Source organism: Comamonas sp. 4034 (assembly GCF_050434545.1).
Lineage (GTDB): Bacteria > Pseudomonadota > Gammaproteobacteria > Burkholderiales > Burkholderiaceae_C > Comamonas > Comamonas odontotermitis.
In genome coordinates this window covers 225,412-242,161 of record NZ_JBNDIT010000006.1, presented here as the reverse complement: position 1 = coordinate 242,161, position 16,750 = coordinate 225,412, and the positions used below count along the sequence as shown (strand labels likewise).

General features: G+C 61.0%; 15 protein-coding genes and 1 pseudogene. 10 read left to right on the top strand and 6 right to left on the bottom strand.

The annotated features are described in order from the left end of the window. Positions 1 to 146: 146 nt before the first annotated feature. A pseudogene (locus ABIE32_RS09230) lies at positions 147 to 745 on the top strand (transposase). Positions 746 to 764: 19 nt separating this feature from the next. Here ABIE32_RS09230 and ABIE32_RS09225 read toward each other — a convergent pair. Together ABIE32_RS09225 and ABIE32_RS09220 are read right to left on the bottom strand one after the other, a co-directional pair. Then, positions 765 to 1,439 (bottom strand): GDSL-type esterase/lipase family protein, encoded by a 675-nt coding sequence (locus ABIE32_RS09225; RefSeq protein ID WP_429015413.1) that lies wholly within the window; start codon positions 1,437 to 1,439, stop codon positions 765 to 767. A gap of 45 nt (positions 1,440 to 1,484) precedes the next feature. Beyond that, the gene (locus tag ABIE32_RS09220) at positions 1,485 to 2,414 is read right to left on the bottom strand and encodes an AEC family transporter (RefSeq protein ID WP_429015412.1); all 930 of its coding nucleotides are present in this window, start codon (positions 2,412 to 2,414) and stop codon (positions 1,485 to 1,487) included. 268 nt (positions 2,415 to 2,682) lie between these two features. Here ABIE32_RS09220 and ABIE32_RS09215 point away from each other — a divergent pair, with 268 nt between their 5' ends. Further along, positions 2,683 to 3,660, top strand: coding sequence for a tripartite tricarboxylate transporter substrate binding protein BugE (locus ABIE32_RS09215; RefSeq protein WP_429015410.1), 978 nt, complete (start codon positions 2,683 to 2,685; stop codon positions 3,658 to 3,660). Positions 3,661 to 3,794: 134 nt separating this feature from the next. Here ABIE32_RS09215 and ABIE32_RS09210 read toward each other — a convergent pair whose 3' ends face one another. Beyond that, the gene (locus ABIE32_RS09210) at positions 3,795 to 3,959 is read right to left on the bottom strand and encodes a hypothetical protein (protein WP_224149709.1); all 165 of its coding nucleotides are present in this window, start codon (positions 3,957 to 3,959) and stop codon (positions 3,795 to 3,797) included. Between ABIE32_RS09210 and ABIE32_RS09205 the strand changes: the two genes are divergently transcribed. After that, entirely contained in the window at positions 3,958 to 4,938 is a 981-nt protein-coding gene (locus ABIE32_RS09205) for a tripartite tricarboxylate transporter substrate binding protein BugE (protein WP_429015408.1), read from the top strand. The genes ABIE32_RS09210 and ABIE32_RS09205 overlap by 2 nt on opposite strands. Before the next feature lie 151 nt (positions 4,939 to 5,089). After that, positions 5,090 to 6,025, top strand: a complete 936-nt coding sequence (gene xerD / locus ABIE32_RS09200; RefSeq protein ID WP_429015407.1) for a site-specific tyrosine recombinase XerD — start codon at positions 5,090 to 5,092, stop codon at positions 6,023 to 6,025. Positions 6,026 to 6,144: 119 nt separating this feature from the next. On the opposite strand, the gene ABIE32_RS09195 is transcribed toward xerD, so the two are convergent. The 3 genes from ABIE32_RS09195 to ABIE32_RS09185 form a co-directional block, all read right to left on the bottom strand. Then, positions 6,145 to 6,933, bottom strand: a complete 789-nt coding sequence (locus ABIE32_RS09195) for an SOS response-associated peptidase (RefSeq protein WP_429015405.1) — start codon at positions 6,931 to 6,933, stop codon at positions 6,145 to 6,147. Between the two features lie 205 nt (positions 6,934 to 7,138). Then, positions 7,139 to 8,290 carry an acetylornithine deacetylase gene (gene argE, locus ABIE32_RS09190; protein WP_224149705.1) on the bottom strand — a complete coding sequence of 384 codons (1,152 nt, stop codon included), beginning with the start codon at positions 8,288 to 8,290 and terminating at the stop codon, positions 7,139 to 7,141. Positions 8,291 to 8,421: 131 nt separating this feature from the next. Next, positions 8,422 to 9,174: a hypothetical protein gene (locus ABIE32_RS09185; protein ID WP_224149704.1), complete on the bottom strand. Its 753-nt coding sequence runs from the start codon at positions 9,172 to 9,174 to the stop codon at positions 8,422 to 8,424. Between the two features lie 340 nt (positions 9,175 to 9,514). Between ABIE32_RS09185 and thrS the strand changes: the two genes are divergently transcribed. The 6 genes from thrS to pheT all read left to right on the top strand — a co-directional run bounded on the left by thrS (position 9,515) and on the right by pheT (position 16,744). After that, positions 9,515 to 11,446, top strand: coding sequence for a threonine--tRNA ligase (gene thrS, locus ABIE32_RS09180; RefSeq protein ID WP_429015403.1), 1,932 nt, complete (start codon positions 9,515 to 9,517; stop codon positions 11,444 to 11,446). Between the two features lie 79 nt (positions 11,447 to 11,525). Beyond that, the gene (gene infC / locus ABIE32_RS09175; protein ID WP_224149702.1) at positions 11,526 to 12,140 is read left to right on the top strand and encodes a translation initiation factor IF-3; all 615 of its coding nucleotides are present in this window, start codon (positions 11,526 to 11,528) and stop codon (positions 12,138 to 12,140) included. 230 nt (positions 12,141 to 12,370) lie between these two features. Next, positions 12,371 to 12,574 carry a 50S ribosomal protein L35 gene (gene rpmI, locus ABIE32_RS09170; protein ID WP_105729206.1) on the top strand — a complete coding sequence of 68 codons (204 nt, stop codon included), beginning with the start codon at positions 12,371 to 12,373 and terminating at the stop codon, positions 12,572 to 12,574. Positions 12,575 to 12,600: 26 nt separating this feature from the next. Then, complete coding sequence (gene rplT, locus ABIE32_RS09165) at positions 12,601 to 12,960, top strand: 50S ribosomal protein L20 (protein ID WP_184710706.1); 360 nt, start codon at positions 12,601 to 12,603, stop codon at positions 12,958 to 12,960. Between the two features lie 115 nt (positions 12,961 to 13,075). Beyond that, on the top strand, positions 13,076 to 14,128 hold the full coding sequence (gene pheS, locus ABIE32_RS09160) for a phenylalanine--tRNA ligase subunit alpha (RefSeq protein ID WP_224149701.1): 1,053 nt from the start codon (positions 13,076 to 13,078) through the stop codon (positions 14,126 to 14,128). 162 nt (positions 14,129 to 14,290) lie between these two features. Beyond that, positions 14,291 to 16,744, top strand: coding sequence for a phenylalanine--tRNA ligase subunit beta (pheT, locus tag ABIE32_RS09155; protein WP_429015400.1), 2,454 nt, complete (start codon positions 14,291 to 14,293; stop codon positions 16,742 to 16,744). Positions 16,745 to 16,750: the final 6 nt, after the last annotated feature.

The following is a 16,750-nucleotide window of genomic DNA, read 5'->3' as shown; positions in this document are numbered from 1 at the left end:
CCAGTTTGTGGTGCGGTACTTGCGCCGACCCCAGTTCGTCTCACTCATCATCCGAGCCTACTACCGCTGCGGCCCGGATTTGTGCAACAAAGCCTTGCCTGATGTAAATTGATGTAATGGCAAGACGCTAGGCATACCCGACGGTAGTGACAGATAAAGAATGGGGCTTTGCTGCGCCGTACCTTGTATTGATCATGGAGCGAGCCCCTCAGCGGCAGCACGGGTTGCGCGAGGTCTTCAACGCGCTGCGCTGGATGGCAAGGGCTGGGCGCCTTGGCGCATGATGCCGGGCGATTTTTCTCCGTGGGAGGCTGAGTATCCGCAAACACGTCGCTGGTTGGACGCAGGGTGTTTGGAGGCCATGGTCAACGACCTGCGCTCTGTCATTCGCGTTGCGCAGGGCCGCCAGGGTCACCCCGGCGCGGTGGTGCAGCAAGCCACAGGCCAAAGCGTCGAAGTCGCCTGGGCCGATCAGGGTTACACGGGTGAGGGCGCCAAGAGTCAGACCGCAGAGCAAGATGTCGATCTTCAAATCATCCAACTTCCCGAGGCCAAGAAAGGCTGTGTGCTGCTGCCCAGACGCTGGGTTGTGGTGCGCAGTGTCGGATGGCTTGCACGCTTTCGACGCTTGAGCCGAGGTTACGAACGACTACCGCAGGTGCTGGTTGGTTTGCGCCTCTTCGTTTTTGTTTCGCTCATGTTGCCCAATGCGTTGCCATGGCTCGCGACGAGCGCGAGTTCATAACATGCTCTAGTGGCGCGTTTCACGCAGGCAGAAAACCCGATGCCTTCAACTGCGCCTGCAGCAGTTCGGTAAAGCGCGCGTAGCCGTCGGCGTTGGCATGCACCTGGTCGGCGCGCAGCGCGTCATCGCCCAGCACCTCGCTCCAGGCATCCACCAGCAACGGTACTTTCTCATCCTTGGCCAGCGCTTCGTAGATGGGGTGGTCCTTCATGCGGCCAGTGAGGGCGGCGGTCAGGTTCAGCTCGGGCACCGCCACCAGCAGCACTGGCACGCTCTGGCTCTTGCACAACTGCAGCATGCGGGCGATTTCGGCCTGCGCCGCCTGCGCGCTGTTGCGGCGCAGCCAGTCGTTGCCGCCCGCGCACAGGATCACCAGCGCGGGCCGTTGCGTTTGCAGCAGCTCGGGCAGGCGTGCCGCAATCTGGCTGCTGGTTTCGCCAGAGACCCCGGCGTTGACGACCTTCCAGCCCGTGCGCTCGGCCAGCAGGGCCGGGTAGGCCTGCGCAGCCGAGGCGCCGACCCCTCGGGTCAACGAATCACCCAGCGCCAGCACCGTAGCACCAGGGGGTATGGCTGCGGCCTTGGGCAGTTTTCTGCCACAAGCGCTAATCCACAAAGCGCTGCTAGCTATGCTTGTGATAGCTAGCAGGCGCTGTATGGCGTAGCGGCGGTTGGCGTCGGGCAGGGTCTTCATGGTGCAGATACAGCGGAAAGTACACGCTGATTTCCTCGCAGGGGGTTAAATCGGCCACCAGTCGAGCAGGCTCAGCGCAAAAGGCAGGCTCGCAATGCCGCAGATGGTGGACAAGGTCACCAGCCCGGCAACGTAGGCGCCGTTATAGCCCATGCGTGCGGCCAGCACGTAGCAGGTGGATGCGGTAGGCAGCGCGGAAAAGATCAGCAGAATGGACGCCTGCTGTGGCGACAGCCGCAGCCAGTGCGCGGCGCACAGCGCGATCAGCGGGGTGACGAAATGGCGGATGGCAAGCACCGATGTGCTCAGCAGCTTGCCTTGTGCGAGCAGCCCCAGTTGCATGCCGGCACCGGCAGACATGAGCCCCAGCACGATGGATGCCTGGCCAATGCGGGCCACCGTAGGCTCCACCACGGTGGGCAGCCGCAGGCCCAGCAGGTTGCAGATGAGCGCGGTGAGCGTGGCCACGATCAGCGGGTTGCGCAGCAATTCGCGCACAAAGCCTGCCTGCGAGCCCCGGGCCATGGGGTAGACGGCGGCAATGTTGAACATCGGCACGCACACACCGATCAGCACCGATATCAGTTGCAGGCCCTGGGGGCCCGCCAGACGTTCGGCGAGCGCCAGGCCAATGAAGGAGTTGAAACGGAACGCCACCTGTGCGCTGGCGGCGGCGTCGCGCGCATTGACCCTTTTGCCGATGAAGGGCCAGTGCGGCAGCGTATAGGTCAGCAGCACGGCGCTCAGGCCCGTGCCGACTCCGGCCAGCATCAGGCTGGAGGTGCCCTGCCAGTCGATCGGGCTGCGGATGATCGAATAGAACAGCAGGGTAGGGAACAGAAAGTAGTACACCAGGCCTTCCACCGGCTGCCATACGGACCGGTTCAACGCCGTGTAGCGGCACACCAGATAGCCGATGAGGATCAGCGAGAAATCGGGGAAGAGCAGTTGGGCGTAATTCACGCCCGCAAGCATAGCGGATCAGGTGCGGGCGCAACGCCCGGGCTGTCGCATAGGCTGGGGGCTGGTCGTGGTTTCCAGCCAGACAAGGCCCGGCCCCACAGCACGGCTACGGGAAAACACTGGCTCGCGAGCCTTGCCTGCAACCCGAAATGGCCAGCCAATGCCGCTAGCATTGCGCTACGAATGCGAATGGGGCTGCGCAGGTGGCTCTTTTCGCTGTATTGAACCTGGCCCGGGCGTGCAGAGCCCGCCAATGGCCAGACCCAGGAGACCGAAAGAAATGATCAACCGCCGACTGTGCCTGGCCATGGCACTGGCTTTGGGAGCCACCGCCACTACCGGCGCCATCGCCGCAGACGCCTATCCGACCAAACCCATTCGCCTGATCGTGCCGTTTGCTGCAGGCGGCACTACCGACATCATTGCCCGCGTCATCTCCGAGCCGCTGGCCAAAGCCCTGGGCCAGCCCGTGGTGGTGGACAACAAGAGTGGCGGGGGCGGTACCGTAGGCGCTGCGGAAGCCGCGCGCGCCGCTTCTGATGGCTACACACTGAGCATTGCCACGGTATCGACCACGGCGACGAACCCAGCCATCAACGCCAAGATGCCGTACAACGTGCAGCGCGATTTCACGCCCATCATCAATGTGGCTGCCACGCCCAACGTGATTGCCGTGCACCCGAGCTTTCCGGCCAACAACTACAAGGAGTTCATTGCCGAACTCAAGAAGAATCCCGGCAAGTATTCCTACGCCACGCCAGGCCCCGGCAGCATTGCCCACCTGCTGATGGAAATGCTCAAGGCCGAGACCGGCGTGAGCGTTGTGCACATTCCGTACCGTGGTGGCGGCCCGGCCCTGAACGACACGGTGGCAGGCCAGGTCAACATGATTTTCGACAATCTGCCGTCGGCCTATCCCTTCATCAAGGACAAGCGCCTGCGCGCCATTGTGGTGGCTGCGACCAACCGCGTAGCGGGCATGGACGACATTCCCACCTTTGCGGAAGTGGGCGCACCTGTGGTGAACCGCTCGGCCTACTACGGCATCGTGGGCCCCAAGAACCTGCCCAAGGACATTGTCGACAAGGTGAACGCGGCCACCCGCAAGGCCCTGGAAGACCCGAACGTGCAAAAGCGCATTGCCGAAACCGGCTCGGTCATCCTGGGCAACACGCCTGAACAGTTTGCCCAGCAGATGAAGGACGAATACGCCGCCTACAAGGCGGTGGTGGACAAGCAGGGCCTCAAGCTCGACTGATTGACCGATATCAATCAACAGGTGCAAAGCGGTGGGTGGCAATACCCGCCGCTTTTTCACGTTCAGAGTGCCCGAGTCCATACTCTCAAAGATGTGTGCCATGCGCCGTATTTGCTGCCGGTTTGACTGAGCGGTTAGGGCAAATCACCATCTTTTGGTGTGATATCGGCATCGTTGCGGCAGCATTTATCCGGTATAAAACGCGCTGTGCCAAACAGCATTGCGCAGCCGCCGGGAATGCGGACCATCCGTTCGCATTGCAGGTATGGCTGCACTACTTCAAAGAGGAGATTTTTCATGCAACGTCGCTCTATTGTGGGCCTGACCCTGATCGCTGCAGCAGCAACCACCTTCAGCGCGGGCGCTCTGGCGGATTCCAAATATCCTAACAAGCCCATCCGCCTGATCGTTCCATTTGCTGCAGGTGGTACCACCGACATCATCGCCCGCGTCATCGCCGATCCGCTGGGCAAGGAACTGGGCCAGCCCGTGGTGGTGGACAACAAGGGTGGTGCAGGCGGCACCATTGGTGCGGTGGAAACCGTACGCGCCGCCGCTGACGGCTACACCCTGGGCATTGCCACCGTCTCCACGGTGGCGACCAACCCGGCCATCAACCCCAAGATCGCCTACGACCCGATCAAGGACTTCACGCCCATCATCAACGTGGCTGCCACGCCCAACATCATTGCGGTGAACCCCAAGTTCCCCGCCAAGGATTACAAGGCGTTTGAAGCCGAGCTCAAGAAGAACCCCAACAAGTACGCCTACTCGTCGTCTGGCACCGGCGGCATCCAGCACATGCTGATGGAGCTGTACAAGAGCCTGACCGGCATCCAGATGACCCACATCGCCTACCGTGGCGCGGGCCCGGCGCTCAACGACACCGTGGCGGGCCAGGTCAACATGATTCTGGACAATCTGCCTTCGACCCTGCCATTCGTGAAGGACAACCGCCTGGTACCGATCGTGGTGGCCGCGCCTGAACGCCTGGCGGTGCTGCCCAATGTGCCCACCTTCAAGGAAGTGGGCCTGGAGCCGGTGAACCGCATGGCCTTCTACGGCATTCTGGGGCCCAAGGACCTGCCCAAGGATGTGGTGGACCGCATCAACGCCGCCACGAAGAAGGTGCTGGCCGACCCTGCCGTCAAAAAGCGCATCGAAGACACCGGCTCGCTGGTGGTTGGCAACACGCCTGCCGAGTTTGCCGAGCAGATCAAGGCCGAATTCGCCGTCTACAAGGACGTGGTGAAAAAGCAGGATCTGAAGTTGGACTGATTCCGGCATCTGCGCCTACCAAGCCGCCCGCGCAAGCCGGCGGCTTTTTTGTTGCAGGGCCGCATCGCAATAAAAATGATCTTCCAGGAACGGTGCCTGAGGCACCCCGGGAAGACGGGGAGGGAGGCCTCATTTCATGCCATGATCGGACATGGCTCCCGTCAACCGCACGCGAAACGCCCCCAGCAAACCCGCAGCGTCACTGCACCCGGCGATAGATCGCTTCATAGACGCTGTATGGCTGGAAGACGGATTGGCGCGCAATACACTGGCCGCTTACCGCCGAGACCTCACGCTGTACGGCCAATGGCTGGCGCAAGAACACTCAGGCACGGCCATAGAGCACAGTAGCGAAGCGCAGCTGCAGGCTTTTTTTGCCGCCAAGATTGGGGACAAGGCCACCACGGCTAATCGGCGCCTGACGGTGCTGCGGCGCTTCTTTCACTGGGCGCTGCGCGAGCAGCTCATCACGGCCGATCCCACCATCCGCATGCTGGCTGCCAGGCAGCCGTTGCGCGTGCCCAAGACACTGACGCCGCAAATGGTCGAAGCCTTGCTGGAGGCGCCAGACGATGGCAGCCCCCTGGGCCTGCGCGACCGAGCCATGCTGGAGCTGATGTATGCCAGCGGCCTGCGTGTGTCGGAGCTGGTGGAGCTGCAAAGCGTGCAGGTAGGCCTGGCCGAAGGCGTGCTGCGCGTGATGGGCAAAGGCAGCAAGGAGCGACTTGTGCCGTTCGGGCAGGTGGCACAGCAATGGCTGGAGCGCTATCTGAGCGATAGCAGGCCCGTGATACTGGCCGGGCGCCAAAGCCCTGATCTGTTTGTGACCCAGCGCGGCAGCGGCATGACGCGCGTGGCGTTCTGGATGATCGTCAAGAAATACGCCCAGCTGGCAGGCATCACGGCGCCGCTGTCGCCCCACACCTTGCGCCACGCCTTCGCCACCCACCTGCTCAACCACGGAGCTGACCTGCGTGTGGTGCAGCTCTTGCTGGGTCACGCCGACATATCGACCACCACGATCTACACCCATGTGGCCCGCGAACGGCTCAAGGTGCTGCACGGGCAGCACCATCCGCGTGGGTAGTGGGTGCAGCTCAATGGAAAGAGCACCTTTAAAAGAGGGCAGAAAGCGGTTGCCCGCCAAGATGTGTCAATGGTTTTTGGCTGGAAGCACTACCGGGCTGCGCGCTTCCTGCTAGCAAATCAGATCCCCAGCGGATTCTTGCGGCCCTTTTCCACCGGATTGGCCAGCAGCTTCTGCGCCGGGTAGGCGCGCAAGAACTCCTTGGCCTTGGCGGCGGAGGAGCCGAGCCAGGCGTCGTAGGCGCCTTCGTTCAGGATGGCGGGCATGCTCTTTTCGCTGCCAGGTGCCTGGTAGCGATTCATCAGTCCATGCGCATTGGCGTTGATGGTGATGATGGCGTAGCTCAGCAGTTCGCTGCCATCCTCGTCTTGCCAGCGCGCCCAGATACCTGCCACACCCATGGGCAGGCCATCAACGCGGGCAATGCGTGTGGGCTTGGGCTTTCCGCCGCTGCGGTAGTCGTCGGTGATGAAGGCCTGCATCGGCACGATGCAGCGCTGGTTGTTCAGCCAGGCATCCCGAAAGGCGGTGCTGGTGCCTACGTTGTCGGATTTGACGTGAACCAGCTTGGTTGCGCGCAGCTTGCCGTCGGATGCGGACTTGACCCAATGCGGCACCAGCCCCCATTGTGCGGGTACCAGCAGGCGCGATGTGGAGGCGGGCTCTGCGGCAGGGGCTGGCGCACTGCCATCCGGTGCCTGGTTTGCCGCTGGCGCCTCGGCCTGGCTGGCTGTAGCAGTTTTGAGTGCAGCCCTTTCTGCATCGGTTGCGCCACTGAGGCTGCGGGTGATGAAAAAGCCTGGCCTGCGCGGCGTCATCTTGCGCTCGCCCAGCTCGGTGGGTGGCTCCACGCGAAAAGCGGTGGAGTACAGGTCGGCGTTTTTGAGGGCTTCGTATTGGGTGCTCATGGGCGAGATGGTACGTGGCTGGCAGACGGTTGGTTACCGGACTGAGCCTTCGAGATGAGATTGCTATAAAAAATGAAGCTGCTGGCGCTTTGCTGTTGGGCGCCGAAGCATATTTCTCTAAAACCGAACGATGGGCAAAGGGGAGGGAGTGTAAAAACAGCGCCCATCCCTGGACGGGTTGGGCGCTGGATGCAGACGGCCGGTTTTACAGCGATTGTCCGAGCTTGCGCAGGAAGCGCTCGCAGGCTTCGAGCTGGCTGATCTCGACAAACTCATTGGGCTTGTGGGCCTGCTCGATATTGCCCGGGCCGCACACCACCGTGGGGATGCCCACGTTCTGGAACAGGCCCGCTTCGGTACCATAGGCCACCTTGCGCGTGGCTCGGTCGGCAGTCAGTGCGCGCACCAGGGCTGTGATGGCCGCCTGCTCGCTCGCTTCCAGCGGCGGGGCGTAGGGGCCGGTTTCGATGTCAATGCGGGCATCGGCAAACTCGCGCTGCATGCGCGGCAGGAGTTCGTCGCGCACGTAGCTTTCGACCTTGGCCTGGATGCTCTCTGCCGTCATGCCTGGCAGGTTGCGGAATTCGTAGTTGAATTCGCACAGCTCGGGGATGGTGTTGACCGCGATGCCGCCGGAGATCTGGTTGGTCGTCATCGTGGTGAAGGGCACGTCGTAGAACTCGTCGTACGGACCATTGGCCTTGAACTGGTCTGCCACATCGCGAATATGGCAGATCAGCCGTGCGGCGTACTCGATGGCGTTGCAGCCCTTGGGCGTGAGCGACGAATGCGCGGCCTTGCCATGCACCCTGCAGCGGTACAGGTTGATGCCCTTGTGCGCCACCACCACCTGCATGCTGGTGGGCTCGCCCACCACACAGCCATCGGCCACCTGGCCGCGCGCCTGCAGGGCGCGCAGCATCACCGGCGCGCCGGCGCAGCCCACTTCTTCGTCGTACGACAAGGCGATGTGCAGCGGCTTCTTGCGCGGCATGGCGATGAATTCAGGCACCAGCGCAATCGATGCGGCAATGTAGCCTTTCATATCTGCGCTGCCGCGGCCAAAGAGCTTGCCATCCTTTTCGGTCAGCGCGAATGGGTTGGTGTCCCATTGCTGGCCATCGACCGGTACCACATCGGTGTGCCCCGACAGCACGATGCCGCCCTGGGTGCTGCCGTCATCGGCGGGCAGGGTGGCAAACAGGTTGGCTTTGTCGCCTTCGGGCGAATGGATCAGCTCCACCTTGAGGCCTTGCCCGGCCAGCGCATCGCGCACGGTTTCGATCAGGGCAAGGTTGGAGTTGCGGCTGGTGGTGTCAAAGGCCACCAGCTTTTCCAGCCAGGAACGGGTATTCATACGCAGTCACTCGAGAGTTAAATCGCAAGTGACCGAGTGTAGGAGGATCGCGAAGCCTTGGTGGTGGGGTGTGCATTAGAGCGCAATGCACAGCCCTTGGTACGTCCTGGCTTCGTTGGAGGGGGTGTTGTCTAGTGCGCCACCGCCTGCACCGGCAAAAACTGCAGCAGGCTGCCGCCAGCCAGACCCTGCACATAGCCGATCACGGCGCGGCGGTATTTCTCGGACACTACATCGGCCATCAGATCGTTGCGCGCAATCATCTTGCCGAACTCGCGCTCGAAGCTCAGGTTGCGCTCACTGGTGTTGATCTCGTTGGTCAGCAGCATGGGCTGGCCATTGGCAAGTTTGCGGTGGGTGAGCATCCAGTTGGCGATTTCCAGGTTGCGCGAGGCGTTGTAGACCGTCTGCGCATCGAGGCCGTGAATCAGATACAGGGTGGTGCGGCCGCCGTAGGCGGTGATCAGCATGTCGGCTGTGGCCCAGGTAAAGGCGGCCACGCGGTCGCTGGAAAACTCGGGCGCCAGCGCCATGCTCATGCCGTCGATATCGCGCTGGTCCATCAGGTCGGGCCAGGGCTGCTGGTTCTCGATGGCCTCCTTGACGGCCTTCATGGCCTGCTCGCGGCTGTCAAAGCCTCCCTTGCGCCATTCCTGCGGATTGCGGCGGTAAAGCTTGTCCATCAGGGTGTACAGGCTTTGCAAATTGGCTTGTATGCTGAGCGTGGCCATGCGGTTGACGTCGGACTGCCCCCATTCCTTGGCTTCCATGTCGCGATCCGGCACCTTGCCGCGCGTGGTAGGTGCATTGCTGCAGCCTGCCAGCAGCAATAACGCAGTCAGGCATGCGGAAATTCCTACAGATCGGGCGGTGCGACAGGGCATATCAAATCGTCAGGGTCTGCTATCGTTTTCATTATGGCAAGCTTGTGGCGTTGCGGATTGCCACAACAGCGGCAGATTGCATCAGAGTGTGGGAAAATGACGATGTTTATCAGTTTTCTAACCCTGCACAAGAGCGAGAAAGGCACATTCGGTTATGACACCGCGAACGACGACCTCTGGAGGTTTGACTGGCCGCTAAGGCCGGTGGTTCGCGCCTGCACGATTGTCATCGTCCTCCTCCTCTCCCTTCCAAAGCGCGGACCAGTTCCGCGCTTTTTGCTTTTTTGGCGCTGCGCGGACTTGCATCTGCCCATCCATTACCACGATTACAGGAATTCTTATGGTTCAAATTACGCTCCCTGACGGCTCCAAGCGCGACTATCCCGGCCCGGTATCGGTGGCCGATGTCGCGGCATCGATTGGCGTGGGCCTGGCCAAAGCCGCGCTGGCGGGCAAGGTCGGTATTGGCGATAACGCCAAGGTGGTGGACACCAGCCACGTGATCGAGCAGGATGCGCCGCTCGCCATCATCACCGCCAAGGATAAAGATGGCCTGGAAGTGATCCGCCACTCCACCGCCCACTTGTTGGCCTATGCCGTCAAGGAGCTGTTTCCCGAGGCGCAGGTCACCATCGGCCCGGTGATCGAAAACGGCTTCTACTACGACTTTGCGTACAAGCGCCCCTTCACCCCCGAAGATCTGGCTGCCATCGAAAAGCGCATGACCGAGCTCGCCAATAAGGATGAGCCTGTGGTGCGCCGCGTGCTGCCGCGCGACGAAGCCGTGGCCTACTTCAAGGGCCTTGGCGAAGACTACAAGGCCGAGATCATTGCCAGCATCCCCAGCAATGAGGATGTGAGCCTGTACCGCGAAGGCAACTTTGAAGACCTGTGCCGTGGCCCCCACGTTCCCAGCACCGGCAAGCTCAAGCATTTCAAGCTGATGAAGGTGGCTGGCGCTTATTGGCGTGGAGACCACAACAACGAGATGCTGCAACGCATCTACGGCACGGCCTGGGCCAGCAAGGACGAGTTGCAGCAGTACCTCACCATGTTGGAAGAGGCGGAAAAGCGCGACCACCGCAAGCTCGGCCGCGAGCTGGATCTGTTCCACATCGATGAGCACTCGCCCGGCACCGTGTTCTGGCATCCCAAGGGTTGGACGATCTGGCAGGAGGTGGAGCAGTACATGCGCCAGGTCTACCGCGACAACGGCTACCAGGAAGTGAAGGCACCGCAGATTCTGGACAAGACCCTGTGGGAGAAGACCGGCCACTGGGACAAGTACCGCGAAAACATGTTCACCACCGAATCGGAAAAGCGCGAGTACGCACTCAAGCCGATGAACTGCCCGGGCCACATCCTGATCTTCAAGCAAGGCATCAAGAGCTACCGTGATCTGCCGCTGCGCTTTGGTGAATTCGGCAACTGCCACCGCAACGAGCCCACCGGTTCGCTGCACGGCATCATGCGCGTGCGCGCTTTCACGCAGGATGACGGCCACATCTTCTGCCTGCCCGAGCAGATTCAGGCCGAAGTGACGGCCTTCACTGCGCTGCTGCAGAAGGTCTATGCGGATTTCGGCTTCACCAACATCCTCTACCGCCTGTCCACCCGCCCTGAAAAGCGCATCGGCACGGAAGAGAGCTGGGACAAGGCAGAAGCTGCGCTTGCCGAAGGCCTGCGTGCATCGGGCTGTGATTTCGAGTACCTGCCTGGCGAAGGTGCCTTCTACGGTCCCAAGATCGAGTACACGCTCAAGGATGCGCTGGGTCGTGAATGGCAGTGCGGCACCATCCAGGTGGACCCGAACCTGCCAGAGCGCCTGGACGCAGAATTTGTCGGCGAAGATGGAGAGCGCCATCGCCCCATCATGCTGCACCGCGCCATCGTGGGCTCGCTCGAGCGCTTCATCGGCATCCTGATCGAGCAGCACGCCGGCGCGCTGCCCACCTGGCTGGCGCCTACCCAGGTTGCGATCCTCAACATCACTGACGCGCAGGCGGAATATGTGAAGGAGGTTGCCGACAAATTGCGTAAGGCCTTGCCGCACCAAGGGTTGCGTGTGGTTACCGACCTGCGCAACGAGAAGATTACGTATAAAATACGGGAGCATTCGTTGCAAAAGCTGCCCTATATTCTCGTCGCTGGTGACAAGGAGAAGGCAGCTGGAGCCGTAGCAGTGCGCGCCCGAGGCGGCAAAGACCTCGGTGTGATGTCCGTCGATGCGTTCGCAGAACTGATCGCCAAGGACATTGCCTCTAAAGCATAAAACCCTCTGGTAGATGAGCTTTGGACAGCGTGGACTGTGCTTTGAGCAGCTACGCTGTCGTAGCTTTTAAATTTTTAGGGTGAAAGCCATAGCTACTGAATTTCGTGATCGCCGCCACCGTGAAGAGCGCAAACACCGTCTGAATCGTGAGATCCAGGCTCCTGAAGTGCGTCTGTCCGGTCCTAACAATGAACCTCTGGGTATCGTGCCTGTGCTGGAAGCGTTGCGCATGGCGGGCGAACTGGACGTTGACCTGGTCGAGATTGCCGCCACGGCTGTGCCCCCGGTGTGCCGTCTGATGGACTACGGCAAGTTCAAGTACCAGGAACAGAAGAAGGCGGCAGAAGCCAAGGCCAAGCAGACCGTTATCGATATCAAGGAAGTCAAGTTCCGCCCTGGTACCGATGATGGCGACTACAACGTCAAGATGCGCAATATCAAGCGTTTCTTGGCAGAGGGCGACAAGGTCAAGGTGACCTTGCGGTTCCGTGGTCGTGAAATCACCCACCAGAACCTCGGCATGGACCTGCTCAACCGCATCCGCGACGAGCTGGCCGATACCATCCAGGTGGAACAGTTCCCCAAGCTGGAAGGACGCCAGATGATCATGATGGTGGCGCCTGCGCGCAAAAAACCAGGTGCTGCTGGTGGTAAAACTGCCGAAGGTGATAAGGCGCCAGTGGCAGCGGCTTGAAAAATCGCATAAAATACCGAATTCCGATGGCGGCGCATAGCCGCCTTCGGTTTTTATGAAGGGCAATTGCTTGTGCTTCAGGGGTTCAGAATCTGGGCCGCTGTTTGTATTGGCAGTGGCTTTTCTTCGATAGATAGGGTTTCCGGTCTGTCGCAAAAGTGGCTCGGGGCCAACAAGTTCAGCCAAGTGGTCTGAACGCCTCACGAGCACAATCCATAAGGAGCATTCACATGCCCAAAATGAAGACCAAGAGCAGCGCGAAGAAGCGTTTTCGCGTTCGTCCAGGTGGCACCGTCAAGCGCGGTCAAGCCTTCAAGCGTCACATTCTGACCAAGAAGACCACCAAGAACAAGCGCCACCTGCGCGGTGCAGTGAACGTGCATGAGACCAACATGGGTCACATGGCACAGATGCTGCCCGGCATGGGCCTGTAATTCACTGACGAACAAGGAGAAAACACATGCCTCGCGTCAAACGTGGTGTAACGGCTCGCGCCCGCCACAAAAAAGTTCTGGCCCTTGCTAAGGGTTTCCGCGGCCGCCGTGGTAACGTATTCCGCGTTGCCAAGCAAGCCGTCATGAAGGCTGGTCAGTATGCCTACCGTGATCGTCGCAACAAGAAGCGCGTGTTCCGCCAACTGTGGATCGCTCGTATCAATGCTGCTGCACGTGAACTGGGCCTGACCTACAGCCAATTCGCCAACGGCCTGAAGAAGGCTGCAATTGAAATCGACCGCAAGATGCTGGCCGATATCGCCGTGCACGACAAGGCTGCTTTTGCAGCTATCGTCGACCAAGTCAAGGCCAAGCTGGCTGCCTGAGGTCACGATCAGTAGTTACTCCTGATTCAGTAGCTGCTGGTGCATACACAGCAAGGGCTAGGGCTTGAAAAGGCACTAGCCCTTGTTTCTTTTTAAGAATCGATAAAGAGTCGATATGAACGAGTTGGATTCTCTGGTCGAGAGCGCGCAGCAACTGTTTGCGCAGGCCCATACCCCCGCTGATCTGGAAAATGCCAAGGCGCAGTTTCTGGGCAAGTCGGGCAAGATGACCGAGCTCATGAAGGGCATGGCGCAGCTTTCCGTCGAAGAGAAAAAGTCGCGCGGTGCGGCGATCAATGTGGCCAAGCAAGCCATCGAGTCGCTGCTCACGGCCCGCCGCAAGGCCCTGGCCGATGCCGAACTGCAGGCCCACCTGAAAGCCGAAGTGCTGGATGTGACGCTGCCTGGCCGCCGCCGTGGCGCAGGCGGACTGCACCCCGTCTCGCTGACGCTGGAGCGTATCGAGGGCATCTTCGGCTCCATGGGCTTCGACGTGGCAGAAGGCCCGGAGATCGAATCCGACTGGTTCAACTTCACGGCGCTCAACACGCCGGAAGACCATCCCGCGCGCTCCATGCACGACACCTTCTACGTTGAAGGCGGCACACAGCACGCGCCCAATCTGCTGCGCACGCACACCAGCCCCATGCAGGTGCGCCATGCCGTACAGCATGTGAAGAAATACCGCAACCTGATCGACGCAGGTCAGACGATGCCGGAGATCCGCGTGATCGCGCCGGGCCGCACCTACCGCGTGGACAGCGATGCCACCCACTCGCCCATGTTCCACCAGTGCGAAGGCCTGTGGATCGGCGAGAACGTCAGCTTCAAGGATCTGAAGGTGGTGTTCACCGATTTTTGCAAGACGTTCTTCGAGCAGGACGATCTGGTTCTGCGCTTCCGCCCCAGCTTCTTCCCGTTCACCGAACCTTCGGCCGAGATAGACATCCAGTTCCAGAGTGGCCCGCTGGCTGGCCGCTGGCTGGAAGTGTCGGGTGCCGGACAGGTGCATCCCAATGTGGTGCGCAACATGGGCCTTGACCCCGAAAAATACATCGGCTTTGCCTTTGGCATGGGCCCCGATCGCCTGACCATGCTGCGTTATGGCGTGAATGACCTGCGCCTGTTCTTCGACGGAGATATCCGTTTCCTGTCGCAGTTTCAGTAATTGAAAAAGTGAGCAGTTTGCGTGCATCCTGCCTGGCTTTAAAGGAGAAAGTGTCTGAAGATGACCGCCAGCCATACGCAAACAGCTCCTGTTTTGAAAGCAAGAACGCCTTGGCCTGTTTGCAAGCACTGCCAACAAGCCTGAACGCCAAAGAGTCTGACTATGCAATTTCCTGAATCCTGGTTGCGCGAATACTGCAACCCGCAGCTGACCACCCAAGAGCTGGCCGATACCCTGACCATGGCCGGCCTGGAAGTCGAAGAGATGGAGCCCGTGGCCCCGCCTTTCACCGGCATTGTGGTCGGTGAAATCAAGGAGGCCGTGCAGCACCCCGACGCCGACCGTCTGCGCGTCTGCCAGGTGGATGTGGGCGGCCCAGAGCTGCTGAACATCGTCTGCGGCGCACCCAATGCGCGAGTGGGCATCCGCATTCCCTGTGCCACCGTGGGCGCTGAGCTGCCCCCGGGCGAAGATGGCCAGCCTTTCAAGATCAAGATCGGCAAGCTGCGCGGCGTGCAGAGCTTTGGCATGCTGTGCTCGGCCAAGGAGCTGGGCATTGCCGACGACCACGGCGGCCTGCTGGAGCTGCCGCTGGACGCGCCTCTGGGCCAGAACGTGCGCGAATACCTGAATCTGGATGACACGCTGTTCACGCTCAAGCTCACCCCCAACCTGGCGCATTGCCTGTCGGTGTATGGCATTGCGCGCGAGTTGTCGGCACTGACCGGCACGCCGCTCAAGCAACTGTCCTTCCCGCAGGCTGCCGTTGCCGTGCAGGACAAACTGCCCGTGAAGATTGAAGCCACCGACCTGTGCGGCCGCTTCTCGGGTCGCGTGGTGCGCAACGTCAACACCCAGGTGAAGACGCCGCAATGGATGGTGGATCGCCTTGCACGCTGCGGTCAGCGCTCCGTGTCGCCGCTGGTGGACATCTCCAACTACGTGATGTTCGAGCTGGGCCGACCCAGCCACATCTTCGATCTGGACAAGATCCATGGCGGCCTGAGCGTGCGCTGGGGCAAGGAGGGCGAGACGCTCAAGCTGCTCAACGGCAACACCATCAAGATCGATGATTTCATTCAGGTCGGTGTGATTGCCGACGACAAGGAAGTCGAATCCCTGGCCGGCATCATGGGCGGCGACGCCACGGCTGTGTCCGACGACACGAAGAACATCTACATCGAGGCTGCGTTCTGGTGGCCCAAGGCAGTGGCGGGCCGCTCGCGCCACTTCAACTTCTCGACCGACGCCGGCCACCGCTTCGAGCGCGGTGTAGATCCCGAGCACACGGTGGAACACATCGAGCGGATCACCGCGCTGGTGCTGGAGATCTGCGGTACGCCCGAGACCCAGTGCGGCCCGATGGACGACCAGAAGCCTCATATGCCTGCGCCCAAGACCGTGCAGCTGCGCGTGGCGCGGGCTGCCAAGGTCATCGGCATGCCCGTCACCCAGCAGCAATGCCTGGATGCCCTGAATGGCCTGGGCCTGCCGGCTGTGGTGGCTGCCGAGGGCGTGATCAGCGTGACTGCTCCCACCTTCCGCTTCGACATCAACCTGGAAGAGGATCTGATCGAGGAAGTGGCCCGCATGGTGGGCTACGAGAACCTGCCAACCTCCAAGCCGCTGGCGCCCATCTCGCCCAAGCTGCGTGCCGAGAACCAGCGCAGCCCGTTTGCCGTGCGCCGTGAACTGGCAGCCCTGGGCTACCAGGAAACCATCAACTTCAGCTTTGTCGAAGAAAAGTGGGAGCAGGAGCTGGCGGGCAACAGCAATGCCATCAAGCTGCTCAACCCGATTGCCAGCCATCTGAGCGTGATGCGCTCGTCGTTGCTGGGCTCGCTGCTGCAGGTGCTCAAGTTCAATGTGGACCGCAAGGCACAGCGCGTGCGCGTGTTCGAATTGGGGCGTGTATTCTTCAAGGATGTATCGGTCGTCGATTCCGACACCACCGTGAAGGGCTTTTACCAGCCCATGCGCGTAGCTGGCCTCGCCTATGGCGCAGCCGACCAACTGCAATGGGGCAGCACCGAAACCAAGGTCGATTTCTACGACGTCAAGGGCGATGTGGAAGCGCTGCTGGCGCCTCTGGTGCCTGTGTTCGAGGCTGCCGAGCATCCGGCCATGCACCCCGGCCGCTGCGCTCGTGTGCTGCTCAATGGCAAGGCTATCGGTTTTGTAGGAGAGCTGCACCCCCAGTGGCGCCAGGAATGGGATCTGGCGCAAGCACCCACCCTATTCGAGCTGGAGCTTGATGCCGTGCTGGCCCGCAACGTGGCAGTGTTCAAGCCTGTGGCCAAGCACCAGGCCGTGGAGCGTGACATTGCCGTGGTGGTCAAGGAAGCCGTGACGCACGCGCAGATCATGAATGCCATCCGTGCCGCCAACAGTGGCGGTATCCTGCGCAATGCCGTACTGTTCGATGTGTTCCGCCCCAAGAAGCTCAAGGCCGGTGAAGAAGCCGCGCCAGGCAGCCTGGCGCAGGATGAGAAGAGCCTGGCAGTACGCCTGACCCTGGGCCATGACGAGCGGGCACTGGAAGAGACCGAAATCGAGACCGCCATGCAAGCTGTGCTTGAACAGCTCAAGCAGAGCGTTAATGCGCGTTTGCGCTGATCTATA